28 protein-coding genes are annotated in these 24,924 nt (G+C 72.3%); 11 read left to right on the top strand and 17 right to left on the bottom strand.

From position 1 onward, the window contains the following. Nucleotides 1-76 precede the first annotated feature (76 nt). A complete protein-coding gene (locus ACYQ8Q_RS26970) occupies nt 77-1,402 on the top strand; it encodes a 3-oxoacyl-ACP reductase (protein WP_460073499.1) in 1,326 nt (441 codons plus the stop codon). After that, nucleotides 1,402-2,265: a MaoC family dehydratase gene (locus tag ACYQ8Q_RS26965; protein WP_460068431.1), complete on the top strand. Its 864-nt coding sequence runs from the start codon at nt 1,402-1,404 to the stop codon at nt 2,263-2,265. The genes ACYQ8Q_RS26970 and ACYQ8Q_RS26965 overlap by 1 nt, the downstream gene beginning before the upstream one ends. A 30-nt stretch (nt 2,266-2,295) precedes the next feature. Here ACYQ8Q_RS26965 and ACYQ8Q_RS26960 read toward each other — a convergent pair whose 3' ends face one another. From ACYQ8Q_RS26960 to ACYQ8Q_RS26920, 9 genes are all read right to left on the bottom strand, one after another. Then, a complete protein-coding gene (locus tag ACYQ8Q_RS26960; protein ID WP_460068430.1) occupies nt 2,296-2,649 on the bottom strand; it encodes a hypothetical protein in 354 nt (117 codons plus the stop codon). Between the two features lie 70 nt (nt 2,650-2,719). After that, nucleotides 2,720-3,382 carry a TetR/AcrR family transcriptional regulator gene (locus tag ACYQ8Q_RS26955; protein ID WP_460068429.1) on the bottom strand — a complete coding sequence of 221 codons (663 nt, stop codon included), beginning with the start codon at nt 3,380-3,382 and terminating at the stop codon, nt 2,720-2,722. Between the two features lie 38 nt (nt 3,383-3,420). Then, a complete protein-coding gene (locus ACYQ8Q_RS26950) occupies nt 3,421-3,726 on the bottom strand; it encodes a DUF4229 domain-containing protein (RefSeq protein WP_460068428.1) in 306 nt (101 codons plus the stop codon). A gap of 86 nt (nt 3,727-3,812) precedes the next feature. Continuing rightward, complete coding sequence (locus ACYQ8Q_RS26945; protein ID WP_460068427.1) at nt 3,813-4,337, bottom strand: N-acetyltransferase family protein; 525 nt, start codon at nt 4,335-4,337, stop codon at nt 3,813-3,815. Between the two features lie 51 nt (nt 4,338-4,388). Beyond that, the gene (gene mqnE, locus ACYQ8Q_RS26940) at nt 4,389-5,552 is read right to left on the bottom strand and encodes an aminofutalosine synthase MqnE (protein ID WP_460068426.1); all 1,164 of its coding nucleotides are present in this window, start codon (nt 5,550-5,552) and stop codon (nt 4,389-4,391) included. Nucleotides 5,553-5,650: 98 nt separating this feature from the next. After that, a complete protein-coding gene (locus ACYQ8Q_RS26935; protein WP_460068425.1) occupies nt 5,651-6,106 on the bottom strand; it encodes an Lrp/AsnC family transcriptional regulator in 456 nt (151 codons plus the stop codon). A 103-nt stretch (nt 6,107-6,209) separates the two neighbouring features. Continuing rightward, complete coding sequence (locus tag ACYQ8Q_RS26930) at nt 6,210-6,866, bottom strand: UbiX family flavin prenyltransferase (RefSeq protein ID WP_460068424.1); 657 nt, start codon at nt 6,864-6,866, stop codon at nt 6,210-6,212. Between the two features lie 66 nt (nt 6,867-6,932). Beyond that, nucleotides 6,933-7,838: a menaquinone biosynthesis prenyltransferase MqnP gene (gene mqnP / locus ACYQ8Q_RS26925; RefSeq protein ID WP_460068423.1), complete on the bottom strand. Its 906-nt coding sequence runs from the start codon at nt 7,836-7,838 to the stop codon at nt 6,933-6,935. A gap of 97 nt (nt 7,839-7,935) precedes the next feature. Further along, complete coding sequence (locus tag ACYQ8Q_RS26920; RefSeq protein WP_460068422.1) at nt 7,936-9,393, bottom strand: menaquinone biosynthesis decarboxylase; 1,458 nt, start codon at nt 9,391-9,393, stop codon at nt 7,936-7,938. A gap of 87 nt (nt 9,394-9,480) precedes the next feature. Here ACYQ8Q_RS26920 and ACYQ8Q_RS26915 point away from each other — a divergent pair, with 87 nt between their 5' ends. The 5 genes from ACYQ8Q_RS26915 (at nt 9,481) to ACYQ8Q_RS26895 (ending at nt 15,111) form a co-directional block, all read left to right on the top strand. After that, nucleotides 9,481-9,861 carry a PLD nuclease N-terminal domain-containing protein gene (locus tag ACYQ8Q_RS26915; protein WP_460068421.1) on the top strand — a complete coding sequence of 127 codons (381 nt, stop codon included), beginning with the start codon at nt 9,481-9,483 and terminating at the stop codon, nt 9,859-9,861. Between the two features lie 107 nt (nt 9,862-9,968). Beyond that, nucleotides 9,969-11,372 (top strand): purine-cytosine permease family protein, encoded by a 1,404-nt coding sequence (locus ACYQ8Q_RS26910; protein WP_460068420.1) that lies wholly within the window; start codon nt 9,969-9,971, stop codon nt 11,370-11,372. Nucleotides 11,373-11,724: 352 nt separating this feature from the next. Beyond that, a complete protein-coding gene (locus ACYQ8Q_RS26905) occupies nt 11,725-12,429 on the top strand; it encodes an ABC transporter ATP-binding protein (RefSeq protein WP_460068419.1) in 705 nt (234 codons plus the stop codon). Continuing rightward, nucleotides 12,426-14,681: a hypothetical protein gene (locus ACYQ8Q_RS26900; RefSeq protein ID WP_460068418.1), complete on the top strand. Its 2,256-nt coding sequence runs from the start codon at nt 12,426-12,428 to the stop codon at nt 14,679-14,681. The genes ACYQ8Q_RS26905 and ACYQ8Q_RS26900 overlap by 4 nt, the downstream gene beginning before the upstream one ends. 88 nt (nt 14,682-14,769) lie before the next feature. Continuing rightward, nucleotides 14,770-15,111 carry a hypothetical protein gene (locus tag ACYQ8Q_RS26895; protein ID WP_460068417.1) on the top strand — a complete coding sequence of 114 codons (342 nt, stop codon included), beginning with the start codon at nt 14,770-14,772 and terminating at the stop codon, nt 15,109-15,111. Nucleotides 15,112-15,187: 76 nt separating this feature from the next. Here the strand turns inward: ACYQ8Q_RS26895 and ACYQ8Q_RS26890 are convergent, their stop codons facing one another. Continuing rightward, nucleotides 15,188-15,559: an ArsR/SmtB family transcription factor gene (locus ACYQ8Q_RS26890; RefSeq protein WP_460068416.1), complete on the bottom strand. Its 372-nt coding sequence runs from the start codon at nt 15,557-15,559 to the stop codon at nt 15,188-15,190. Nucleotides 15,560-15,618: 59 nt separating this feature from the next. Here ACYQ8Q_RS26890 and ACYQ8Q_RS26885 point away from each other — a divergent pair, with 59 nt between their 5' ends. Beyond that, nucleotides 15,619-16,602, top strand: coding sequence for a quinone oxidoreductase family protein (locus ACYQ8Q_RS26885; RefSeq protein WP_460068415.1), 984 nt, complete (start codon nt 15,619-15,621; stop codon nt 16,600-16,602). Nucleotides 16,603-16,605: 3 nt separating this feature from the next. Here ACYQ8Q_RS26885 and ACYQ8Q_RS26880 read toward each other — a convergent pair whose 3' ends face one another. Both ACYQ8Q_RS26880 and ACYQ8Q_RS26875 read right to left on the bottom strand, forming a co-directional pair. Next, on the bottom strand, nt 16,606-17,703 hold the full coding sequence (locus ACYQ8Q_RS26880; protein ID WP_460068414.1) for a winged helix DNA-binding domain-containing protein: 1,098 nt from the start codon (nt 17,701-17,703) through the stop codon (nt 16,606-16,608). Between the two features lie 26 nt (nt 17,704-17,729). Further along, nucleotides 17,730-18,152 (bottom strand): VOC family protein, encoded by a 423-nt coding sequence (locus ACYQ8Q_RS26875; protein ID WP_460068413.1) that lies wholly within the window; start codon nt 18,150-18,152, stop codon nt 17,730-17,732. 86 nt (nt 18,153-18,238) lie between these two features. Here ACYQ8Q_RS26875 and ACYQ8Q_RS26870 point away from each other — a divergent pair, with 86 nt between their 5' ends. Beyond that, a complete protein-coding gene (locus ACYQ8Q_RS26870) occupies nt 18,239-19,210 on the top strand; it encodes a helix-turn-helix transcriptional regulator (protein WP_460068412.1) in 972 nt (323 codons plus the stop codon). Between the two features lie 64 nt (nt 19,211-19,274). Here the strand turns inward: ACYQ8Q_RS26870 and ACYQ8Q_RS26865 are convergent, their stop codons facing one another. Both ACYQ8Q_RS26865 and ACYQ8Q_RS26860 read right to left on the bottom strand, forming a co-directional pair. After that, a complete protein-coding gene (locus ACYQ8Q_RS26865) occupies nt 19,275-20,240 on the bottom strand; it encodes an isopenicillin N synthase family dioxygenase (RefSeq protein WP_460068411.1) in 966 nt (321 codons plus the stop codon). After that, nucleotides 20,233-20,706, bottom strand: a complete 474-nt coding sequence (locus ACYQ8Q_RS26860) for a nucleoside deaminase (RefSeq protein ID WP_460068410.1) — start codon at nt 20,704-20,706, stop codon at nt 20,233-20,235. Before ACYQ8Q_RS26860 ends, ACYQ8Q_RS26865 begins: the two co-directional genes overlap by 8 nt. A 99-nt stretch (nt 20,707-20,805) precedes the next feature. On the opposite strand from ACYQ8Q_RS26860, the gene ACYQ8Q_RS26855 reads away from it, so the two are divergent. Next, entirely contained in the window at nt 20,806-22,071 is a 1,266-nt protein-coding gene (locus ACYQ8Q_RS26855) for a PucR family transcriptional regulator (RefSeq protein WP_460068409.1), read from the top strand. Here the strand turns inward: ACYQ8Q_RS26855 and ACYQ8Q_RS26850 are convergent. Beyond that, on the bottom strand, nt 22,058-22,948 hold the full coding sequence (locus tag ACYQ8Q_RS26850; protein WP_460068408.1) for a transglutaminase-like domain-containing protein: 891 nt from the start codon (nt 22,946-22,948) through the stop codon (nt 22,058-22,060). The two genes, ACYQ8Q_RS26855 and ACYQ8Q_RS26850, sit on opposite strands and share 14 nt — an antisense overlap. An 88-nt stretch (nt 22,949-23,036) precedes the next feature. On the opposite strand from ACYQ8Q_RS26850, the gene ACYQ8Q_RS26845 reads away from it, so the two are divergent. Continuing rightward, nucleotides 23,037-23,822: a CDP-alcohol phosphatidyltransferase family protein gene (locus ACYQ8Q_RS26845; protein WP_460068407.1), complete on the top strand. Its 786-nt coding sequence runs from the start codon at nt 23,037-23,039 to the stop codon at nt 23,820-23,822. A 47-nt stretch (nt 23,823-23,869) separates the two neighbouring features. Here ACYQ8Q_RS26845 and ACYQ8Q_RS26840 read toward each other — a convergent pair whose 3' ends face one another. Together ACYQ8Q_RS26840 and ACYQ8Q_RS26835 are read right to left on the bottom strand one after the other, a co-directional pair. Next, nucleotides 23,870-24,214: a hypothetical protein gene (locus ACYQ8Q_RS26840; protein WP_460068406.1), complete on the bottom strand. Its 345-nt coding sequence runs from the start codon at nt 24,212-24,214 to the stop codon at nt 23,870-23,872. Next, a complete protein-coding gene (locus tag ACYQ8Q_RS26835; protein WP_460068404.1) occupies nt 24,211-24,816 on the bottom strand; it encodes a DUF6232 family protein in 606 nt (201 codons plus the stop codon). Before ACYQ8Q_RS26835 ends, ACYQ8Q_RS26840 begins: the two co-directional genes overlap by 4 nt. Nucleotides 24,817-24,924: the final 108 nt, after the last annotated feature.

Raw genomic sequence — 24,924 nt, 5'->3', positions numbered from 1 at the left:
AGACTTACCCCGGGTAACCTTACTCCGGAGTAAGAAGCTTTTTCAGTCAGCCGAGCCCGTGGGAGACGAGACGAACATGGCCGACCGCTATCTGAGTTTCACCGCCACCGCACCCGGCCGCTTCCTCACCCGACGGCTCGGCCTGCCGCAGCCGGCGGCGCTCAGGCGCTGGTCTCCCGAACATCCGTTCCTCACAGGCACTTTGCATCACCTTACGGCCGGATCGTCCGCCCTCGACCTCACTCCGGTGCTCGCCCGCACCGGTCTCCCCCTCGGCACCGCCGACCCCGCCGCCGTCGTCCTGGACGCGACCGGGGTCCGGGACGTCGACACCCTCGCCGAGGTGCACGCGGCCCTGCACCCGGTGGTCCGCTCGGTCGCTCCGAGCGGCCGGATCGTCGTCCTCGGCTCCCCCCTCGACGCCGACGACGACCACCACCGGGCGGCCGTGCAGCAGGCCCTGGAGGGATTCACCCGCTCCCTCGGCAAGGAGATCGGCCGCGGCCGGACCGTGAACCTCCTACGGCTCACCGACGCGGCCGCCGCCGAGTCCACCCTGCGCTTCCTCCTCTCCCCCAAGTCGGCCTACGTCAGCGGCCAGGTCATCGGGGTCGGCGCGGGACAGCCGGCCGCCCACGCCCGCTCGGACCGCCCCCACGACTTCCCGGACCGCCCCCTCGCCGGCCGCACCGCCCTCGTCACCGGCGGCGCGCGCGGCATCGGCGAGGCCGTCGCCGAGACCCTCGCCCGGGACGGCGCCGAGGTCGTCGTCCTCGACATCCCGCAGGCCGAGGCGGACGCCCGACGGGTCGCCGAACGGCTGGGCGGACGAGCCCTCGCTCTCGACATCACGGCCGCGGACGCGGGCGAACGGATCGCCGCCGAACTCCCGGGCGGACTCGACCTGCTGATCCACAACGCGGGCGTCACCCGTGACCGCCGACTGGTCAACATGCCGGCCGAGCGCTGGAGTTCGGTCCTCGACGTCAACCTCGCGAGCGTGCTGCGCACCACGGACGCGCTGCTCGCCAAGGGCACCCTCCGCACGGGCGGGCGGATCGTGGCGACCGCCTCCATCGCCGGGCTCGCGGGCAACGCGGGGCAGACGAACTACGGCGCGAGCAAGGCGGGCGTGGCCGGGCTGGTCCGTGCCCTCGCCCCGCGCGCGCTCGCCGAGCACGGGGTGACGGTGAACGCGGTCGCGCCCGGCTTCATCGAGACGAAGATGACGGCCGCGGTGCCGCTGTTCATCCGGGAGGCGGGCCGCCGGATGAACTCCCTCGCGCAAGGAGGCTTGCCCGCCGACGTCGCCGAGACCACCGCCTGGCTCGCGCACCCGGCCTCCGGCGCGGTCAACGGACAGGTCGTACGGGTGTGCGGCCAGAGCCTGCTGGGGGCGTGATGACAGCGGTCACGACCACCCTCTCCTCCTCCCCCGCCCTCGTCCCGCTGCTGGCCTGCGGGGCCCTGCGCTCACCGTTCAAACGGCCGCGGCCCGGCGTGGACTTCACCGGCGCCCGGCTGGTCCTGCCCGGACTGCGGGTCGACCTCGACCGGCTGGCTTCCTATGAGCGGGTGTGCGGCTTCCCCACCGGCGAGGACGCCCTGCCGCTCACCTATCCGCATGTGCTGGGCTTCCCGCTGGCCATGAGCCTGATGAGCGGCCGGGACTTCCCGCTCCCGCTGCTCGGTCTCGTCCACACCTCGATCGACATCACCCGCTACCGTCCGCTCGCCGCCGCCGGGACGTACGAACTCTCCGTGCACGTCGACCGGTTGGCGCCGCACCGACGCGGCACTGAGGCGTTCGTGGTGACGCGGCTGCGGGAGGCGGACGCCGTCGTATGGGAGTCGACGAGCACCTATCTGGCCCGGCACCGCACCGGGCGGGAGCCGAGGCCCGCGCCCGAGGAGCAGGAGGCCGCGCCCCTCCCCCTCCTCGACGAGTGGCGGCTGGCCGCCGACGTCGGCCGGCGCTACGGGGCCGCCTCCGGCGACCGCAACCCCATCCACCTCCACCCGCTCACCGCCCGTCTCTTCGGCTTCCCCCGCGCCATCGCCCACGGCATGTGGACCGTGGCGCGCTGCCTCGCCGCCCACGGCACCCCGCCGGCCGTACGGACCCGGGCGGAGTTCCGGGCGCCGGTGCTGCTGCCGGGGGCGGTGGCGTTCGGCTCGGACGGCGTACGGTTCGAGCTGCGCGGGACGGGGGAGGCGGCGGCGCGGCTCCATGTGAGCGGACGGGTGGACCGGCTCACGTTCTGAGCAACTCCTCACCCGGCCCTCAGGGGAACTTCAGGGGCGGTGGATCGTCACTCCGCCGAGCAGGCCCCAGGCCTCGACGCGGACGGTGGGGCCGTTCGGCTCGGTGGGGCCCGTGTCGCGGACGCCGCCGAGGCGCAGGCCGTGGACCTCGACCCGGACGTCGGAGCGGACCTTGAGGGAGACACCGCCGATCAGGCTCAGCTTGGTGATGCGCAGCTCGGCGCCGTCCGGGATCTCCACGTCCGTCAGGTCGACGTCGGCTCCGCCGACGAGGGAGACGGTGAGGGTGCGCTCGTGGAGGGTGGCGCCGTCGAGCCGGTGACCCCCGATCAGGCTGATCCTGATGTCCGTCTTCTGCGTCTGGTCCGCGCTGGGCTTCGTCATGGGAAGAACGGTAGGAGCGGCGGGTGGGGGCGGCCCAGTGCCGGGAGTCCTGCGTCCCGCATGACAAGTGTCATGCGGGGGATACGTCGGCGGCGGGGGGAGGGGACCAGGACCGGCCCTGTGTCAGGTCGCCCAGCCCGGCCCACGCGAAGTTCATCAGGGTCGCCGCCGCCTGCCGGGCCGTGACGCCCTCGGTGGCGTTGGCCCAGACGGCGAGCGACTCGGCCGCGCCGACCAGCGCCTCGGCGAGCCCGGCGACCTCCCGCTCGGGGAGATCGGGGTCGCGGTGCGCCTCGCGGGCGCCCACGGCTATGAGATGGGTGACGAAGGCGACGATCTCCTCGCGCATCGCGGCGGCCTCGGCGGCGAAGGTCTCACCGTGGGTGCGGGCCTGGAGGTGCACGACGGACCAGGCGTGCGGATGGGCGGCGGTGTGCGCGAAGAACGCCAGCAGCCCGTCCCAGAGCCGGCGGTCGGCCGGCAGGTCGGTACGGACGCCCGAGCGCACCGCGTCCACCAGCGCCCTCGCCTCACGGCGGATACAGGCGGTGAAGAGGTCTTCCTTGGAGTTCAGGTACAGGTACACCAACGGCTTGGAGACGCCCGCCAGTTCGGCGATCTCGTCCATCGACGCGGCCATGTACCCCCGCTGCCCGAAGATCTCCACGGCGGCGTCCAGCATCTGCTGCTCACGGACCGCGCGTGGCATCCGTTTGGTCTTCACGGCACCCATGAGGCCAGCCTAGTTGGACCGGGCGGAAGTGAACTCCGTCAGGAGGGCTGACTCTGGGCCCGGGCCTCGGCCGCGTCGACCGCCTCGTCCTCCTGGGAGCGGTTGGCCTCCAGGTTGGCCTTCATCCGGTCCACCCGCTGCACGACGCTCACCGAGGCGCGGTCGCGCTCCCCCCGCAGGACGACGAAGCTGATGGGGGCGGAGACGACCAGCGCGAGCAGGACGATCCACATGCCGTTGGAGTCGCCGAGACCGCGCGGCAGGACACCGGCGTAGACCAGACCCCAGACGGCCAGGAGGCAGCCGGCGAAGACGCCGAGGCGCATCAGCGTGTAGCGGAGCATCTCAATCCACTCTTCCTTCTCCAAAAAGGGCCGTCGTCCAGTGAAGCACGCCGGGGTCCCGATCTTGCACGGGGGTGCGGGCGCGGTCAGCCGAGCGGCAGCAGCAGGGTGATGTCGTCGCGGTCGTCGCCGGGGCCGACGCGGATGGCGCCGGGGACCCGTCCGACCTCCTTGTAGCCGCAGGAGCCGTAGAACCGCTCCAGGCCGAGTCCGCCCCGGCAGGTGAGCCGGATGGCGTCGATGCCCTCGAAGCCGCGCGCGACGCCGGCGGCGGCCGCCAGCAGGTCGCGGCCGTGCCCCCGGCCCTGATGGCGGGGGTGGACCATCACCGTGTAGAGCCACACCCAGTGGGTCATCAACCGGTGGGTGTTGAAGGCGAAGAACGCGGTCGCCGCCACCTCGCCGGTCCCGTCGCGCCCGATGAGCAGCCGGTGCCGCCCCTCGGCCATGGCCACGAGGTGCTTCACCAGCTCCGGCCGTACCTCCTCACGCCCCACCGGCGGCACGAACCCGACGGCCCCGCCCGCGTTGGAGACGTCGGTCCACAGGTCGAGCACCCCGTCGCGCAAGGCGGGGTCGACGGCCGGGTCCAGGGTGAAGGTAAGGGGCATGAGGGCAGGGTATCCATTACCCTGCCCTCGCCTCAACGCCGTCTCGGTGCCTCAGACCCGCATCGGCTGCGGCGACTCCCGGCGCAGGGGGTCCGGGCCGTCGTACTCGCGGATGATCTCGTAGCGCGTGTTCCGTTCCACCGGACGGAAGCCCGCGTCGCGGATCAGGTCGAGGAGGTCCTCGCGGGTCAGCTTGTTGGGGGTGCCGTAGTTGTCGGCGTCGTGGGTGATCTTGTACTCGACGACCGAGCCGTCCATGTCGTCCGCGCCGTGCTGGAGCGCGAGCTGCGCGGTCTGGACGCCGTGCATGACCCAGAAGACCTTGACGTGCGGGACGTTGTCGAAGAGGAGGCGGGAGACCGCGAAGGTCTTCAGGGCCTCCGCGCCGGTCGCCATCTGGGTGCGGGCCTGAAGGCGGTTGCGGACCTTGCCGTCCTTCATGTCCACGAAGTCGTGCTGGTAGCGCAGCGGGATGAAGACCTGGAAGCCGTTCGTCTCGTCCTGGAGCTCACGCAGGCGCAGCACGTGGTCCACGCGGTGGCGGGGCTCCTCGATGTGGCCGTACAGCATGGTGCACGGGGTCTTGAGGCCCTTCTCGTGCGCCAGGCGGTGGATCCGCGACCAGTCCTCCCAGTGGGTGCGGTGGTCCACGATGTGCTGCCGGACCTCCCAGTCGAAGATCTCCGCGCCGCCGCCGGTGAGGGACTCCAGGCCCGCGTCGATCAGTTCGTCCAGGATCTCCGAGGCGGACAGACCGCTGATCGTCTCGAAGTGGTGGATCTCGGTGGCCGTGAAGGCCTTCAACGACACGTTCGGCAGGGCCGCCTTCAGCTCCCGCAGCGAGCGCGGGTAGTAGCGCCACGGCAGGTTCGGGTGCAGGCCGTTGACGATGTGGAGCTCGGTGAGGTTCTCGCTCTCCATCGCCTTGGCGAGCTTCACCGCCTCCTCGATGCGCATCGTGTACGCGTCCTTCTCGCCCGGCTTGCGCTGGAAGGAGCAGTAGGCGCAGGAGGCGGTGCACACGTTGGTCATGTTGAGGTGCCGGTTGACGTTGAAGTGCACCACGTCGCCGTTCTTGCGGGTGCGCACCTCGTGGGCGAGGCCGCCGAGCCACGCCAGGTCGTCCGACTCGTACAGCGCGATACCGTCCTCACGGGTCAGCCGCTCACCGGCCCTGACCTTCTCCTCCAGCTCGCGCTTGAGCCCGACGTCCATGCCCACACACCTTTCCACGACAACTCGACGACAACCGTACTCCCCCACCCTTCGGGCGGGAGGTACCCCCAAAACGGCCCTGAAACGGGCCTAAACCTCTAGACCTCTTCGGGAAGCTCCCCGACCCGGTTCTCCCACTTCGTGGAGAGCACGATGGTGGTACGGGTCCGGGAGACCCCCTTGGTCCCCGACAGCCGCCGGATGATCTTCTCCAGCCCGTCCACGTCGTTCGCCCGCACCTTGAGCATGAACGAGTCGTCGCCGGCGATGAACCAGCAGTCCTCGATCTCGCCGAACTCCTTCAGCCGGGTCGCCACGTCCTCGTGGTCGGCGGCGTCGGAGAGGGAGATGCCGATGAGGGCGGTGACGCCGAGGCCGAGCTGGGCGGCGTTCACCGTGGCGCGATAGCCGGTGATGACACCGGCCGCCTCCAGCCGGTTGATGCGGTCGGTGACGCTGGGTCCCGACAGACCGACGAGGCGCCCCAGTTCCGCGTAGGAGGCCCGGCCGTTCTCCCGCAGGGCCTGGATGAGCTGCCTGTCCACCGCGTCCATGCGAATCGAAGCCTTCCGATCAAAGTTCCCGAAGAGGAAGTTCCTGAAGAGATGAGAGGTACTGCGACGTACTGCGACGTACTGCGACGTACTCGGATGACGCTCAGGCGTCCCGGGGTCCGGACCCGCCGCCCAGTTCGCCCTCCCAGCGGCGGTAGAGCCCGTGCGCGACCCCCGCCGCGTCGAGCACCCGTCCGGCGACGAAGTCGACCAGGTCCTGGATGTGGGTGGCGCCCGCGTAGAAGGCGGGCGAGGCCGGCACCACGGAGGCGCCCAGGTCGTCCAGGGTCACCAGATGGCGCAGGGTCTGCCCGTTCAGCGGGGTCTCCCGTACGGCGACGACGAGCGTCCGGCGTTCCTTGAGCGTGACGGAGGCGGTCCGCTGGAGCAGATCCTTGGACAGCCCGAGCGCGACCCCGGCGACACAGGCGGTCGAGGCCGGGACGATGATCATCCCTTTCGCGGGATACGACCCCGAGGACGGCCCGGCGGCCAGGTCCCCGGCCGCCCAGTACCGCACCGCGCTGACGTCGGCGTCGAAGGCGCCCGGCTTGCCGTCGGCCCCCCGCCCGAGCCATTCCCGCAGGTCGTCCTGCCAGTGCGCGTCCCGGAAGGAGATCTGGGTCTCGTCGAGCAGGGTGAGCCGCGAGGCCCGGCTGACCACCAGGTCCACGCTCTCGCCCCCGGCGAGCAGCGCCCGCAGCACCGCGGCGGCATACGGCGTACCGGACGCCCCGGACACCCCCACGATCCAAGGCACGCGCTGCGTTTCTCCTGCGTTCACACCTTGAGCGTACCGGTGGGCAGGAGGGTCTTCAGGACGGGACTACACCGTGAGCCCCCGCACCAGGAGGTCGGCGAGCGCACAGACGAACAGGCTGATCCCGATGAAACCGTTCGTCGAGAAGAACGCCCTGTTCAGACGGGACAGGTCATGGGGGCGCACGATGGTGTGCTCGTAGAGGAAGGCGCCGGCGACGATCACCAGTCCGAGCCAGAAGAAGGCACCGGCGCCGGTGGCGAGCGCGTACCAGACGAACAGGGCCGTGGTGACGGCGTGGCAGGCGCGGGCGCCCCGGATGGCCGCGGGGATGCCGAAGCGGGCCGGGACCGACATGACGCCGATCTCACGGTCGGCCTCGACGTCCTGGCAGGCGTAGATCAGGTCGAAGCCGCCGATCCAGATGCCGACGGCGAGACCGAGGACGACCGCGTCCCAGGACCACTCGCCGGTGACGGCCAGCCAGCCGCCGACCGGCCCCATCGCCTGGGCGAGCCCCAGGATGGCCTGCGGGAAGTTGGTGAAGCGTTTCCCGTAGGGGTAGACCACCATCGGGATCACGGCGACCGGCGCCAGGGCCAGGCAGAGCGGGTTCAGCATCGCCGCCGAGCCCAAAAACACGGCCACCGCGATCAGCGCGCCGGTCCAGGCGTGCTTCACCGACATCGCGCCGGTGACCAGCTCACGGTGGGCCGTGCGCGGGTTCCGGGCGTCGATCTCGCGGTCGATGATCCGGTTGACGGCCATGGCGAAGGTGCGCAGGCCGACCATGCAGACCGTCACCAGGAGCAGCCGGCCCCAGTGGATGTTCCGGTCGAGCTGGAACATCGCCGTCAGCGCGGCGATGTAGGCGAAGGGCAGCGCGAAGACCGAGTGCTCGATCATCACCAGCCGCAGGAAGGCGCGGGTCCTGCCGGGCTGGGGCACCGCGGCGGCGGCGGAGGCGCTCACCGGCCGTACTCCGTCCCGCGGTTATCGACCGGATCACCTCCGCGGCGGCGGAGAAGCCCCGCCGCCGCGCTGCCCCGCACCATCGTCACGCCGGCCCTCACAGTCCGTACTCCTTCCAACGCCGCGTCACCCGTTCCGCCGTGTCCGGGTCCGGCAGGACCATGTCCGGCCAGCCCCCGTCGCGCGTGTAGCCCTCCTCGGGCCATTTCTTCGTCGCGTCGATGCCCGCCTTGCCGCCCCAGAACTGCTGGTAGGAGGCGTGGTCGAGATGGTCGACAGGGCCTTCGACGATGCTCAGGTCACGGGCGTAGTCCGTGTTGCCGAGGGCCCGCCAGGCGACCTCGTGCAGATCGTGGACGTCGCAGTCGGAGTCGACGACCACGATCAGCTTGGTCAGGGACATCATGTGGGCGCCCCAGATCGCGTGCATGACCTTCTGCGCGTGCTTGGGGTACTTCTTGTCGATCGACACGATCGCGCAGTTGTGGAAGCCGCCCGCCTCGGGGAGGTGGTAGTCCACGATGTCCGGGACGATGATCTTCAGCAGCGGCAGGAAGAACCGCTCGGTCGCCTTGCCCAGCGGGCCGTCCTCCGTCGGCGGGCGGCCGACCACGATCGACTGGAGCAGGGGGCGCCGGCGCATCGTGACGCAGTCGATCGTGAGCGCGGGGAACGGTTCCTGCGGGGTGTAGAAGCCGGTGTGGTCGCCGAAGGGGCCCTCGGGGAGCATCTCGCCGGGCTCCAGCCAGCCCTCCAGCACCACCTCCGCCTGCGCCGGCACCTGCAACGGCACCGTCTTGCAGTCGACCATCTCGATCCGCTTGCCCGCGAGGAACCCGGCGAACAGGTACTCGTCGATGTCGCCGGGGAGCGGCGCGGTGGAGGCGTACGTCACGGCGGGCGGGCAGCCGAAGGCGATCGCGACCGGCAGCCGCTCCCCGCGCCGGGCGGCGACCTGGTAGTGGTTGCGGCTGTCCTTGTGGATCTGCCAGTGCATGCCGATGGTGCGCTTGTCGTGGCGCTGGAGCCGGTACAGCCCGAGGTTGCGGATCCCCGACTCGGGGTCCTTGGTGTGGGTGAGGCCGAGGTTGAAGAACGAGCCGCCGTCCTGCGGCCAGGTGAAGAGCGCCGGGAGCTGCTCCAGGTCCACGTCGTCGCCGTGCAGGACGACCTCCTGCACCGGGGCGTCCTGGGACTTCACCTTCTTCGGCGGTACGTGGGTCATCGCGCCGAGCTTGCCGAACGCCTCGCGCACCCCGACGAATCCGTGCGGCAGCTCGGGCCGCAGCAGTCCGCCGATCTTCTCGCTGATCTCGCCGTACGACTTCAGCCCGAGCGCCTTCAGCAGCCGCCGGTCGGTGCCGAAGACGTTCATCGCGAGGGGCATCGAGGAGCCCTTCACGTTCTCGAAGAGAAGCGCGGGACCGCCGGACTTCTGGACGCGGTCGACGATCTCCCCGACCTCCAGATACGGATCGACCTCGGCCTTCACGCGCTTGAGGTCGCCCTCCCGCTCCAGTGCCCTGAGCAGGGAACGAAGATCGTCGTAAGCCATGTGTCCCAGTATCGGCCACCCGCTACCCTGACCCCGTCACCGGGGCGGCCCACGCCCTGTCGCCGTCCTCTGGGAGAACCCGCCACCATGCTCAGGTATCTGCCGTTTCTGCTGGTCCTGGCGCTGTGGATCTATGCGTTCATCGACTGCCTGAACACCCCGGAGGAAGAGGTCCGGGGTCTGCCGAAGGTGGTGTGGGTGCTGATCATCCTGCTCTTCGGCGAGGTGCTGGTCGGTCCGGTGGCCTGGCTGGTGGCGGGCAAGGTGCGCGGCGGGCCGGCCGGCGGCGGTGCCGCCGGGGGCGGGAAGTGGGTGGCGCCGGACGACAACCCCGAGTTCCTCAAGTCCCTGAAGGACGAGAAGGCCAGGAACGACGAGCAGCTCCTGAAGGACTGGGAGGACGACCTGCGCCGGCGCGAGGAGGAGCTCAAGCGCCGCGAGTCGGGCGAGGAGCCCAAGGAGGGCTGAGCGGCCGTACCGGGCCGGGAGCCCTACAGGTTGTACGCCGGTGAGGCTCCCGAAGCGGACAATGCGCCTCTGGGCCGCAAGGGGCGGGAACCGGACACTTACCTCGCATGACGACTGCTCCCGCCGACTCCGCCGGCACCCTCGCCCCCGCCTACGGTGACAAGGTCATCGCCGTCGAGACGGCGGGCTCGGACCCCGTCCCCGACGCCGAGCGCCACGGCTCCCCGCTCCAGCTGCTGTGGACCTGGGCCTCCCCGAACATCGAGTTCGCGACGGTCTACATCGGCGTGATCGCGGTCCTCTTCTTCGGCCTGGGCTTCTGGGAGGCGACCGCGGCCCTGCTCCTCGGCACCGCGCTCGGCGCCCTCACCCAGGGCGTCCTGTCCCTCGACGGCCCCCGCTTCGGCGTTCCGCAGATGGTGATGGGCCGGCTGTCCTTCGGCTTCCGGGGCAACATCCTCCCGGCCGCCGCGAACGGACTGGTCGCGGGCGTCGGCTGGTTCGCGGTGAACAGCGTGAGCGCGGCCTTCGCCCTCAACACCCTCACCGGCCTGCGCCCGCTGCCCTCCCTCCTGCTCGTGGTCGCGGCCGAGATCCTGATCGGTTTCCTCGGCCACAACTTCGTGCACGTCTTCGAGAAGTACGCCTTCCCGCTGCTGGCGCTGGTCTTCCTGCTGGCCGGGGTGTGGACGTTCGGTCACGCGGACCTCGGCGGGGGCGGCTCGGGCGGCGGCATCGGCGGCTTCCTGCTGGCGACGGCCACGGCCTGGGGCTACGCGGCGGGCTGGAACCCGTACGCCGCCGACTACTCCCGCTACCTCCCCCGCACGGCCGACCGCCTCCGCACCGCCCTCTACCCGGCGCTCGGCCTGTTCCTCTCGGTGGCCGTGGTCTCGGTCATCGGCGCGGCCTCGGCGACCATCGCCGCCCCGCAGGACGCCACCCCGACCGCGGCCTTCACCGGCCATCTCCCGGGCTGGCTGGGCGACCTGGTCCTGCTGGCGATCATCCTGGGCGCGATCTCGGCGAACGCCCTGAACATCTACTCCGGCGCGATCTCCCTCACGGCCCTCGGTCTGAACCTCCCGGCCTGGCTGAGCCGCAGCACGCTCGTCCTGGTCTCGGGTGTGGCCGGTACGGCGGCGGCGTGGGCGTCGCTGTCGGACGCGGGGTCGGCGTACGAGGCGTTCCTGCTGGTCATCGCGTACTGGGTGGCGCCGTGGCTGGGGGTCGTCCTGACGGACCGTCTGCTCCGCGGCCGTACGGCGTCCGACGAGGAACTCTCGGCCCGCCTGTCCGACCGCTCCTTCACCAACCTCCCCGGAATCGCGGCCCTGTTGATCGGCGTGGCGGTGTCGGTCCCGCTCTTCTCCAACCAGGAGAAGTACGTCGGATACGTCCCCGCGCACTGGCCATCGTTCGGGGACATCACGCCGCTGGTGGGGTTCGTGGTGGCGGCGGGGGTGTACGCGGGGCTGCGGGGGCGGCTCACCGCCGCCCCGAAGGCCTGAGCCCCCCTCCCCCGCCTTCACAGAAAAACCCAAGATCGCACACAATATTCCACAACTGGTCAAGATCTGTTGCCCGGATGAACATGACAATGTCATGCTTGCCAGGCAGGGCCGAAAGGCCCGATCGCGCCCCTGTCGATGGCTGAATCCAGGGGCATGACTGGGGGATTCACGACATCTTCAAGCTCCGGGTCTGCGAGTGGGTCGAGGACGACGACGACATCTGCTCCGGCTGGGACACCTGACAGAGCGTCACTTCACGGCGGGTGTGCGGAAACTCGGCGTTTCCGCACACCCGCCGCTGTCGCGCCGTCGTGCACACACCGGCCGGGAACACCACACGAGGAACAGCATGATGAGTCGGAGTGCCCAGGAGGGCCGCCGTCCGGTCCTCTCGATACGGGGTCTGCGGTACGCCGTCAGCGACCGCGTCCTCCTCGACGGGCTCGATCTGGAGGTGGACGCCGGACAGTCCGTGGCGATCCTCGGCCCCAGCGGCAGCGGCAAGAGCACGCTGCTGGGCTGCGCGCTCGGGCTGCTCCGGCCTGCCACGGGCGCGGTGGAGGTGGCGGGAGCCGACATCGTGCCCATGCGACGCCGCGCCCTGGAAAAACACCGGAGCCGGAACATCGGTGTGGTCTTCCAGTTCGGCGAGCTGCTCCCGGAACTGACGCCCGTCGAGAACGTGGCGCTGGCGGCACTTCTGGGCGGCACCGGCACCCGGGAGGCGTACCGGCGGGCGGAGTCGGTCCTCGACGAACTCGGCGTGCCCCGCGAGGGGGTGCCGACCGGGCAGCTGTCGGGCGGCGAACGTCAGCGCACCGCGGTCGCCCGCGCGCTGGTCAACGAGCCGGCGCTGCTGCTGGCCGACGAGCCCACCGGGGCCCTGGACAACCGCACCCGCGACGGGGTGGCCGAGCTGCTGTTCTCGGTGCCGCGGCAGCGTGGCTGCGCGCTGGTGGTGGTCACCCACGACCTCGCGGTCGCCCAGCAGGCCGACCGCTGCCTGGAGTTGAAGGACGCCCGGCTCGTCGGGGCCAAACCGGTGAGCCGATGAGCGCGGGCAGGTCGCTGCGGCGGCAGCTGCTGCGTATGGGCTGGGCGTCCGCGCGCCGCGCGGGCGGCGGCCGGGTGCGGGCGGCGGCCCTGCTGCTCGCGACCCTGGCCGTGGCCGTCGGACTCACGGCCGAGGTCGCCGTCGACGCCGCCTACAGCGGCATGTACCACCGTTCGGCCCAGCGCAGCCTCGTGTACCAGGCCGCCCATCCGGACCGGCCGGCCGTGGCCGAGGCCGTCGACGGCTTCGACGACCTCGACGGCCTCCAGTACAGCGTGGTCTGGATCCGCCCGCTGACCGCGAACGCCCCACTGCCGCCCGGCCTCGACCGCTGGCCCGATCCCGGCCAGGCCGTCCTGTCCCCCGCGCTGCGCACAGCGCTGCGGACGGCGGGGGACCCGGACCGATACGGCGACGCGGTCGGCACGATCGGCGACGAGGGGCTGGCCAGTCCGGGCGAGCGCTACGCCTACGTCAACCCCAAAGGCGACCGGCTCACCGCGAGCTCTCAAGCGAGGAAGGCGGTCGGGTTCGGGACCAGCGCGCCCGGAGCCTCCGGCGACTGGATCTTCGTGGCGCCGCGCGAGCGCCTGCGGACCGGGCTCTATCTGGTCCTCGTCCCCGCTCTGGTGCTGGCGTTCGTGGCCGCCCGCATGGGCTCCCAGGGCCGCGACCGCCGTACCGCGCTGGTGAGCGCGCTCGGCGGCGGGCTGCGCACCCGCGTCTGGCTGAACCTCGGCGAATCCGCGCTGCCGGTGCTGACCGGTGCCGTCCTGGGCGTGCTTCCGGCGTTCGCCGTCGCGACGGGCGGCGACATCCGGCTGCCCTGGATCGGCTACGAACTCTCCGCGGCCGACCTGCGGGCCCGTGCGCTCGCGCTCGCCCTGGCCGGCGCGGCCTCGGCGGTGGGCGTCCTGACCCTGGTGTGTCTGCTGCACCGCACCGCAAGCCGGGCCTCGGCCCGTTCCACCCGGCTGGCGGCGCACAAGGGCACGCTGATCCGCTGGGCGGCGTTCGCCTGCCCGCTGCTGCTCCTCGCCACCGTGTGGATACCGGGAACGCTCGACATCGCCGAGTACTCCAGTCTGCGTGCCACCCTCTACACCACCGGTGTGGCCACCGTCATGGCCACCCTCCCCTGCGCGGTGGCGGTCCTCGCCGCCTCGGTGGGAGGCGGCCTGGCCCGCTCGGCGCGCCGCACGGGCAGTGGCGGCGCGCTGGTCGCGGGGCGGCACATCGCCGCGCACCCCGGCGTCACCGCACGCCTGGTGGCGGGTATCGGCATCGCCATGGTGCTGGTGAGCCAGGTACAGCTCAAGAGCGTTCAGTACGGGTCGACCGCGGCGGCCGCCGCCACGACCCAGCGGCTCATCGGCACCAGCGTGCTCAGCCTCGAACTGGAGACCGGCACTCTCACCCGGGCCGAGGCGGAGGAAACCCTGGACGCGCTGCCCTCGGCCGCCGAGCCGGTCGCCGTCTACCAGACCGGCAGCCTCACCGGCAGCCGGCCGCCCGGCACCCGTCTCCAGGGCGACTGCGCCGCGCTGAAGGCCCTGGACCTGACCTGCCCTGCCGCGGGCGCCACCCGGCGGGTGCCGGTAGCCCGGGCCGGGACGAGGCTCCGTACGGTGTTGCAGTGGGTCGGCATCGGCCCCGTCCTCACCCACGTCGACGTCCGCCGGGGCGATGTGCTGCCCGCCAAGCTCACCGAGGACACGGCACCGGCCTCCCTGATGCTGGTGTCGGCCGACGGCCGGGATCTGCCGGAGCAGCGCATCAAGGAGATCCTGAACGCCCGCCTGCCGCTGGGCGCCGCCACGGCCGGGACCTTCGGCGAGACCTGGCTGCTCGGCGCCAACCTCTCGGCGGCGCACGGACGTTGGGTGATCTTCCTGGGCGTGCCCGGCATCCTGTTGCTGGCCCTCGCGGTCGCCCTGGCGAACCTGGGCGAGTTCATCCGCTTCAGCCGTGTCCTCGCGCCGCTGACCGTGCTGACGGGCCGCCGTACCGTCTTCTGGTCCACCGCCTTCTGGGGCCTGCTGGCGCCCATGCTGGCCGCAACCGCCATCGGCTGTGTGGCCGCCGTCTGGCTGGCCGCCCCCCAGGAGGACGCACTGAGCGGAATCACGCTGTCCAGCGCGATGCTCACCGGCACCTCGGCGGGCCTGGCCCTGCTGTCCGTCGTCAGCTACGGCTGGGGCGCCCGCGCCGCCACCGCCGAGGCCGCCCGCTGGCGGCCGTACGGCGAGTAGCCGGGGCCCGCGGCCGCCAGGGCGCACCAGCCCCGGCCGCCTCATATGTCACGAGATGGCCCCGCCCGGGGCCGAGAGGGGAACACACATGCCCGCATCCGCCAAGCTCGCCGCCGTGGCGATCGCCGCCGCCGCACTCCTGGGAGCCTCTCCCGCCGGTGCGCAGACCCTGGCGAAGTGGTCACCCAACTCCGAGGCGTACGCCTGGAGCAAGGGCGACAACAGCACCGTCTCGATCAGGGAGTACTCGGACAACTACTCCCACGTCGACTACTACCGCGCGGCCAGCCAGTCCACCCAGCGTCACCTGTGGAACAAGAGTGGCATCAACACGACCGCCACCAGCGGGAGCGGCAGCGCGATCTTCAAGCTCCGCACCTGCGAGTGGGTCAAGGACAACGACGACATCTGCTCCGGCTGGGACTACTGAGCCGATGCCCCGGGCCCGGCCCCCGATTCGTGGGGTCGGGCCCGGGCCAGGACGGATACTTCCCCGAGTCCCCCGCCTAGTCCCCGCCGAGGACGAGGTCCAGCAGCCCCGGGAAGCGGGCGTCGAACTCCTCCCGCCGCAGCCGGTTGACCCGGCGGGGCCCCTCGTCGCGCTGTTCGACGAGGCCCGCGCCGCGCAGGACGGAGAAGTGGTGGCTGAGCGCGGCCTTGCCCACCGGCACGTCGAAGCTCCCGCAGGACCGCGTCCACTCGGGCGAGCCCGCCAGCTCCCGGACCAGGGTGATCCGTACGGGGTCGGCGAGGGCGGCGAGGGCGGTGGGGACCGGGACGTCGTCGGGGTGGGTGTGCTCGGGGGCGACCCGATGACTGGCGCTCACTACGCGGTTCTCCCCGGGGGTGCGGCTTGCCGACTGTTCGATGAAAACCATACACTCCCGAGTGTTCGCTTCCCGTCGAACAGTTGTCGAGCCCAGGGGTGAGGTGTGCCATGCGCGCGGTCGAGATCCAGGAGTACGGCGGTCCGGAGGTCCTGCGGGCCGTGGAGGTGGACGCCCCGGAGCCCGGCCCCGGTCAGGTGACCGTCGACGTGGCCTACGCCGGGCTGAACTTCGCGGACCTGAAGGCACGCGCCGAGGGCTACCGGGTCCCGGCCCTGCCCTTCCGCCCCGGCCTGGAGGTCTCCGGCCGGGTCCGGGCGGTCGGCGCGGGCGTGACCGGTCTGTCCGTCGGCCAGGAGGTGGCCGCCCTGACCGGCGGCGGGGCCTACGCCGAGGTCGCCGTGGCGGAGGCGGCACTGGTCTTCCCCCTGCCCTCGGGCGTCGACCTCCGTACGGCGGCGGCGATCCCGACGGTGGTGCCGACGGCGTACGCCCTGGTCCACGCGGTGGGCCGGCTCCAGCCCGGCGAGAGCGTCCTCGTGCAGAGCGCGGCGGGCGGAGTCGGCACGGTGATCGGCCAGTTGGCGAAGGCGGCGGGCGCGGGCGCGGTGTACGGCGTGGTGTCGTCGTCGGAGAAGGCCGCGTACGCGCTCGGCCACGGCTACGACGACGTGTTCGTCGGCGACTTCGAGAAGGCGGTGCGCGCGGCGACCGGTGACCGCGGGGTCGACCTCGCCCTGGACCCGGTCGGCGGTGAGACCCTGAAGGCCTCCCTGGCCTCCCTGGCCGTCTTCGGCCGACTGGTCTCCTTCGGCAACGCGAGCTCGGCCGAACCGTGGAGCGTGGGCCAGCCGGAGCTGTACCCGACGGGCCTGTCGGTCGCCGGCTTCTCCATCCTCACCCTGTCCCAGACGGCCCCCTCGACCCTGCGCGCGCTCACCGAGCGGGCCTTCGCCAAGGTCACCGACGGCACCGTCACCGTCCCGGTCACCGCCGAGTTCCCCCTGGACCGGGCGGCGGAGGCCCACCGCCTGATGGGCACCCGCACCAGCACGGGGAAGCTGCTGCTGCGGGTCCGGGACACGCGCGCGTGACCGTCAGTCCTCGGTGCCGAGCCGGACGTGCTCGATGTCCTGGTCCAGGAAGACGGCCAGGTCCTCGGCCTCGGCGCGGACGGCTTCCTCCTCCCGGGCGGTCAGGGGGCGGAGCGGACTGATCCGGAGTTGATGACCCTTCACGGTCCAGGTGGCGGTGACGCGTCCGTCGACCAGGACCATGCGGTGGCCCGCGACGGACAGACCGAGGTGGGCGTCGTCGATGATGCGGCTGCGGTCGTGGTAGCCGAGGACGGCGTTGTCGAAGGCGGGCAGGAACCGGACGGGAGCCGGGGTGCCGGGGTCGGGGCGGGGCGCGTCGGGCAGATCGAGCAGTTCGCGGCCGCGTTCGTCGCGGAAGACGACGAGTTCCTCCCGGACGGCCCTGACGGCGGCGGGCAGCCCGGCGAGGCCGCACCAGGCGCGCAGGTCCGCGCCGGCGGCGGGCCCGTGGGCGGCGAGATAGCGGAGCAGCAACTGCCTGCCGACGGGATCGCCGTCCCCGGCGGGCAGGGGGTCGACGTCCCGTTCCAGCCAGGTGGCCAGCGGCAGGTTGCGTACACCGGCCGTCCGCTGCCAGAGCCCGCGGGGCGGAAGCTGGACCATCGGGACGAGGGCCGCGACGAGCAGCTCGCCCAGGACCCGGCGCGGCGGGCCGGGCCAGCGGTCCTCGACCGCCCGCACCAGCTCGCTCATCGTGCGCGGCCGCCCGTCGGCCATGACCGCGCGGCCGGCCTCGGCGACCTCGTCCGGATCGATGCCGGACAGTTCGCGCCGGTAGGTGCCCAGCACCCGCTGCCGCAGCATGGCGTCGTGGCGGGCCCGCCAGGCGAGCGCGTCGTCGGCGGTGACCAGGTGGACGGTACGGCGCATCAGATGGGTGCGCACCACCGTACGGCCGGTCAGCGCGTCGTCCAGCCGGGCCGGCTCGAAGCCGGCGAGGCGGGACCACAGTCCGATGAACGGTTCCTGCGGCTCCTGCGCCTGGAGGCCGCACAGCCGGGCCACCGCCTCGGGCACCGACCCGTCGCCGCGGACGAGCAGATGCTGGCGGGCGAGCGTGGCCCGGTTGAGGGCGCGGCGGTCGAGGACGGCGGTCATGGCGTGCCTTCCCGGGTCCGGCGGGCTCAGCCGGTGTACGGGGCGGTGACGTCCAGGACCCAGGTGACGCCGAAGCGGTCGGTGAGCATGCCGTACAGCGGCGCCCACGGCGCGGGCTCCAGCGCGCGCACGACGGTCGAGCCCTCGGCGAGCCTGCCCCACAGGGCGCCGATCTCCTCGGCGTCGTCGCCACGCACGGACACGAAGAACGGGTTCTCGCCCTGGTTCCAGGGCAGCTGCGAGGGCACGTCGTACGCCATCACATGGAAGCCGTTGTCGCCGGCCACCTCGCCCCACATCACCCAGTCCGCCTCGCTCTCGTCGCGCACGGCGCCCGCGTCCTTGTAGGTGACGGCGACCGTACGTCCGCCGAAGACGGACCGGTAGAAGTCCAGCGCCTCGCGCGCGGTGCCCCGGAAGTTCAGGTGGGTGGTGGTCGTGACGGACATGGTCTGCTCCTCGCCTCGGTGGTGCAGCCCACCCTGGCGGAGGTAGCGGACAGGCTGTGTCCGCTACTGCCGGGAGAATCGACCGCATGCAGAAGACCTCCGCCCGGCTGCTCGCCCTGCTCTCGCTGCTCCAGACGCACCGCGACTGGTCGGGAGGGGATCTCGCCGACCGCCTCGACATCACCGCGCGGACCGTGCGCCGTGACATCGACCGGCTGCGCGAGCTGGGCTACCGGATCACGACCGTCAAAGGACCGGCCGGCGGCTACCGTCTGGAGGCCGGCGCCCAGTTGCCGCCCCTGCTGTTCGACGACGGCCAGGCGATCGCCCTGGCCGTCGCGCTCCGGACCACGGCCGCGGACACCACCCTCACCTCCGTCGCCGAGGACGCCACGCGCGCCCTGGCCACCCTCCGCCAGGTGATGCCACCCCGGCTGCGCCACCGCATCGACCTGCTGGACATCACGGCGGTCCCGCCGCCCGCGCCCCGCGACGTCCCAGGGGTCGACCGTGAGGTCCTCCTGGAACTGAGCCGCGTCGTCCGGGCCCGCGAGGAACTCCGCTTCGACTACCCGCCGACCCCCGCCGACCCCCGCCGCGTGCACCCCCACCACCTGGTCACCCGGCGCCACCACTGGTACCTCGTGGCCTGGGACCTCATCCGCGAGGACTGGCGCACCTTCCGCGTCGACCGCATCCGCCCCCGCACCCCCACCGGCCCCCGCTTCACCCCCCGCGAACTCCCCGGCGGCGATGTCGCCGCCTTCGTCACCAGCCGGTTCCGCGGCAACGACGGCACCACCACGGACTGGCCCTGCCAGGGCGAGGTCATCCTCCACCTCCCCGCCGCCGAGGTCGCGCCGCACACCCAGGACGGCATCATCGAGGAACTCGGCCCCGACCGCTGCCGCCTCACCCTCGGCTCCTGGTCCTGGCCCGGCCTCGCGGCCGCCCTCGGCCACTTCGACACCGACATCGACATCATCGGCCCGCCGGAACTGACCGCGGCGTTCACGACCCTCGCGGCCCGGTACGCCCGCGCGGGCCGGACGGGGTGAGGGTGCATCTCGTGAGCCGATAGCAGAGGCGTGGACCCCGCACCGGTCGTCGACTACGCGGTGTTCACTCCACCGTGATCGAGTCCAGCTTCCCCCGCAGATACACATGCGAGTCGACCGCCTCGTACGCCACCCGCCCCACCGGCGCCGGTACGGACTCCACGATCGTGCCGGGCGTGCACTCGCCGAAGTAGACGAGGGACATCAGCTCCTCGGCGGGTGCGTCGGCCGGGGGCGGGAGCACGCGGTGCCGGCCCGAGCGCCAGCGGTCGCCCGTCCAACGGGCCATCAGGTCGCCGATGTTGATGGTGAAGGCGTCCGGGTCGAAGGGCGCGTCCTCCCAGCCGCCCTCCTCCGTCCAGACCTGGAGTCCGCCCTTGCCGGCCTGCCGGTCGAGGATCGTCACCGTGCCGAAGTCGGTGTGCGGGCCGATCCGGAACTGGCCGGGCTCCGGTTCGCCCATGACCTCCGTGCCCGGGTACCAGTTGATGTTGAAGCCGTAGGTGGGGTGGTCCATGTGACGGGAGAAGAAGTCGGGTTCGAGGCCGAGGGCCTCACCCAGCAGGGACAGCAGCTGCTTCTCCAGGTCGGCCATCTGCGCCAGGTACTCCTCGCAGAGCGGCTGAAGCTCCGGCACCTCCGCCGGCCAGACGTTCGGCGCGTACCACTCCGCGTTGATCACCGGGTCGTCGAACGGCTCGTGCGTGGCGAAGGTCAGGGACTCCTTGAGGTCCGGCGGGGTCTCGGTCCCCTCCGAGTAGGCGTTCGCCTCCGCGCCCGGGCCCAGCCAGCCCCGGCCGCCGACCTTCACGGCGTACGCCTGCTTGACGTCCACGGGGAGCGTGAAGAAGTCCCGGGCCGACCGCCGGATGCGGGAGCGGAGGGCGGGGTCCACGCCGTGCCCGGTGACCAGCAGGAAGCCGGCCGTCCGGAGGGCCTCGTCGACGGTGCGCGCGATGGCTCTGCGGGCCTCCGCGTCCCCTTCGAGCCAGGGCGTGAGGTCGACCGTGGGAATACGCGGATCAGACACCGATGTCCTCGTTCCAGAGTGCCGGGTTCTTCTCGATGAAGTCGCGCATCATCGCGACGCACTCGGCGTCGTCGAGGAGCACGATCTCCACATCGTGCTCGGCGAGCCAGTCGTGGCCGCCGTGGAAGGTCGCCGCCTCGCCGACCACGACCCGTGAGATGCCGAACTGCCGGACCAGGCCCGAGCAGTACCAGCAGGGCGAGAGGGTCGTGACCATCGTCGTGCCGCGGTACGACCGCTGCCGGCCCGCCGCGCGGAAGGCGGCCGTCTCCGCGTGCGTCGAGGGGTCGTCGTCCTGGACGCGCCGGTTGCGGCCGCGGCCGAGCAGGGTGCCGTCGGGGCCGTAGAGCGCGGCGCCGATCGGGATGCCGCCCTCGGTGAGCCCGGTGCGGGCCTCGGCGACGGCGGTGGCCAGCCAGGCCCGGGCCGTCGACTGGTCCAGGGGGACCTGATCCACAGGGTTCATGGCTCCACTCTGGTGTGCTCGAAACACCGGGGCAACGTGCGGAAAGTACTCTCCGGGCAGCCGGTGGCCGGACGTTCTGTCAGCACCCTGGAGGTTCCCGTGCCCGCACTCACCCTCCGTGAAGTCCTGACCCTCGACCCGGTGCGGGCCAGCGCGCCCGAACTGCTCGCGGGCGCGGCGGGCCTCGACCGGCCCGTCCGCTGGGTGCATTCGAGCGAGGTGTACGAAGGGGCGAACTTCCTCGACGGCGGGGAGCTGCTGCTCACCAACGGGTTCGGGCTGACGGACGCGGCGGACGAGGTACGGCGCCGGTATGTGCGGGAGCTGGCCGCGCGGGGCGCCGTCGGGCTCGCGGTGGAGGTGGGGCGGTCCCTGCCGTGCATGCCCGGTGAGGTGGTCGACGAGGCCCGCCGGCTGGAGCTGCCCCTGCTGGCGCTGCACCGGGTCGTGCCGTTCGTACGGATCACCGAGGCCGCCAACCGGGCGATCGTGGCCCGGGGGCTGTCGGGGCGCTCGGTCGTACGGCCCCGGGGTGACGACCACCCGGCCGCCCTGCTGGCCGACCTCGCCGACCGGGCCGCGCTGAACCAGCCGGAGGTGGAGGCACGGGCGGCGCTCGCCGGGTTCCGTCCGGGGCCGGGGGCGCGGCTGATCGGGGTGTCCGTGCACGGCGCCCGGGAGGCGGGGGCGGTCGACCGGGCCGTACGGCTGCTGGGGGGCGCGGGGGCGCTGCGGGCGGCGTTCCCCGGGGACGTGCTCACCCTGCTGGCGCTGTCCGGCGAGCGGGCCGGGGATCCGGTGCGGGCCGTGCAGGAGGCGTTCCGCGCGGTGGCCGAGCCGGGGCTCACGGTCGCCGTGGGGCACGCGGTGCCGGCCGGGGGCGGATGGCTGCACTGGAGCGAGACGCTGCGCGCGGCCCGTACGACGCTGGAGCTGGCGCTGACCGTGCCGCCCGCCGAGCCCGCCGCGCCCGGGGGCCCGCTGGTGACGTCCTCGCGGGCCTTCGCCCTGGAGCGGGAGCTGACCCGGGGCGGTGTCCCCGCCAACCGGGAGCGGCTCGCGGGGATGGTCCGGCACGCCCTCGGGCCGCTCCTGGAGTGGGAGGCGGCGCACCCGAGCGATCTGGTCCGCACCCTGGAGGTGCATCTGCGCAACGGCTGCTCGCCGACCCGCACGGCCGCCCTCCTGCACATCGGCCGCCAGTCCCTCTACCAGCGCCTGGAGCGCATCGAGTCACTCCTCGGCCTGGAGATCGACGACCCGGACCTGCTGGGGGAACTGCTGACGGCGGCCTGTGCGCACCGGGTGGTCCGGGGGACGGCCCGGGCGGCGGCCCCGGGGGCGGCGGGGCTCAGCGCAGCGTGACGCGGCTCGGACCGTTGTAGGGGGCCAGGCACAGGACCGACGCGGGGGTGCGCAGGCCGTCCTCCTCGGCGAACAGCGCGCGTGCCGCGTCGAAGGGCACCTCGTCGGCGGTGACGCGCGCGGCACGGTCGTAGAGCGCGTGGACGGCTTCCGGCAGCGGCTGGTCGAAGTCGCCCTCGTCCGCTCCCCAGACGTCCCACAGCAGCGTCTCCACCTTGTTGAGCGCCGCGAGGTCCAGCCGTACGTTGCCCGCCACGAACCGCTCGCCCCACAGCGGCCCCTCCTCGGGCGGGTGCAGCCCGAAGGAGCGGGGGTCGGCCGTGCCCGCGCGGATCGCCCGCCAGGCGCGGCCGGCGACCAGGAAGCGGTCGCGGGGCACGTCCATGGGGTCGAAGTCCACCGTCCAGGGGCCGCCCGCGAGCTGGGCGTCGGCGAGCCGCCAGGCCCCCCGTTCCTCGTCCCAGTACTCGGTGACGACATGGTCGCCGTGGAAGCCGTCGGACCCGAAGTAGTCGGCGAAGCCGGAGCGGACGCGCGCCGGGACGCCGGCATGGCGCAGGAAGGAACAGTGCAGCAGGGAGAAGTCGCGGCAGACGCCGACGAACCGGTCGGCGGGCTCGCGCCGCTCGGTCAGCGGGGCGGCGTCGCGCTCCACGAGGATCCGCAGGACGTCGTCGATGTAGCGGGACTCGGCGTCGTGGTGCAGACGGTCCACCGGGTGGGTGTGCCCGAAGAGGTCGCCCTCCAGCCGGTGGATCATCAGGTCGCGGGCGATGCGGGCGAGCCGGGCGGGATCGCGGGGGAGTTCCGCGTACCGGTCGGCGAGGTCGCCGGGGTCGGAGAACGCGCTCTGGGTGACGTAGAAGTCGAGGGACAAGGCAGGCCTCCCTGACGTGGGCGGGTGTGCTTCACCGTGTCAAAATGCGCCGGGAATCGTCCAGTTGGGTGCGTGGGAGGAACGGGTCATGGTTGCTGCTCCGGTGCTTGAGGAGCTGCGGGAGGTCTGCCAGCCGCAGGCCAAGTTGGCGAGCCGTAACGGCGAGCACTGGGCAGGCCGCCTCTACATGCGGCGCATATCGCTGCGCTTCACCCGTCAGCTGGTGCGCACCCGGGTCACCCCGGACCAGCTGACCTGGACGATGGTGGTGTGCGGGGTCCTCTCGGGGGCCGCGCTGCTGGTGCCGGGCCTGGCGGGGGCGGTGCTCGCCGCCCTCCTCATGCAGCTGTTCCTGCTCTTCGACTGTGTGGACGGCGAGGTCGCCCGCTGGAAGGGGCAGAACAGCGCGACCGGCATCTACGTCGACCGGCTCGGCGCGTACCTCGCCGACGCGGCGCTGATGATCGGCTTCGGTTTCCGCGCGGCCGGGTCGGGGACCGGCGACTGGCACGGTTTCGACGGCTGGGTGTCCCTGGGCCTCGCGACCGCCCTCGGGGTCGTCCTGCTGAAGGCCTCCACCGATCTGGTGGACGTGGCCCGGGCCCGGCGGGGACTCTCCGTGGCCGACGACGAGGCGTCCGCGCCCCGCTCGCAGGGCGTCGCCTCGGTCCGCCGGCTCGCCGCCGCCTTCAAGATCCACCGGGTGACCAACGGCATCGAGGCCTCGCTGGTCCTTCTGGTCGTGGCGTTCGCCGACGTGGCGACCGGGGGCATCGGGCCGACCCGCTGGGCGCTGGCCGCCATCGCCGTCATCACCTGGCTGATGGTCCCGGCCCATCTGCTGTCGATCCTGTCGTCGTCCCGGCTGCGGTGAGCCGGGGGACACGGCAGGGGGGCGGCCGGCGCCCCCCTGCCCGGCGTTCAGGGGCCGACCAGCGCCAGGACCCGGTTCACCGCTTCGAGCACCGGCTGCCCCACCGCCCCGATCGTGGCCGCGATGCCCGCGACGGCGAGGAGGGCCCGGTGGCGCTCCCGCGCGGGCGCGGCGGAGTCGGCGGTGAGGGCGGGCAGCGACTCGTCGAGGGCCTGGGCGCTGGCCGCCGGGATCCTCGGACGCACCTCCCGCAGCAGCGCCAGCAGTTCCCGTACGGCCGCCTCCAGCTCGGGGGAGGCGGGGGCGGCGGCACCCTGGTTCTTGATCATGCCGGTGTTGCCGGTGCCGCCGTACATGTTCACGTTGTCGCCGTAATGGTGGTGCGTGCTCATGCGCCTGCCATCCCCACGTTGCCGCTGCCGCCGTACATGTTGACGTTGTCGCCGAAGTAGTAGTGCCGAGGGCTGATCGTGACGCTCTCCACCCGCACCTGGAACTCGGTGTCGGGGTGCTCGATCGCGTGCGCGATCTGGCCGACCACCTGGTTCAGGAAGTGCGGGTCCCGGCTGGTGACCACGGCCTGGGAGGGGCCGGAGGTCTCCACCGCCATCACGTAGTGCGACTGCGCGCCGAGCACCTGGAGCATCTCGACCAGCGCGTACACCACCACGCCGACGGAGCCCAGCCAGACGAACGTCATGAGTCCGCTGCCGGTTTCCTGGTCGGCGACCATGGTGATGCCGCTGAGCACGGTGAGGGTGAGGGCCACGGCCCCGGTGATCAGGAAGGTCCGCAGGAACCGCAGCACGGCCTCCTTGCGCCGCGGATGGATCGTCAGGGTGTAGACCCGGGCGATGTTCGCCAGCGGGTAGCAGGCCCCGCCGACCCACAACAGCCGCTTGCTGACCCGCAGTTCCAGGCCCGGTAAGCGTGTCGGGGGCGCTGGGGGCGGGGGTGGCACGTCGAAATGTCCCGACGGTTCCGGTGTGGTCATCAAGTCCCCCATGAGTTGAGCGAGTTGTCGGTGATTCCCGTCACTCTCTGGGCACCATTAACTACAACCCCGTGCTAGGGGGCAAGTTGTTACAACGCGTAAGCCTGC

The organism is Streptomyces sp. YKOK-I1, from assembly GCF_054660435.1.
The sequence above is the reverse complement of the archived record's forward strand: the minus strand, read 5'-3'. Positions and strand labels throughout refer to the sequence as shown.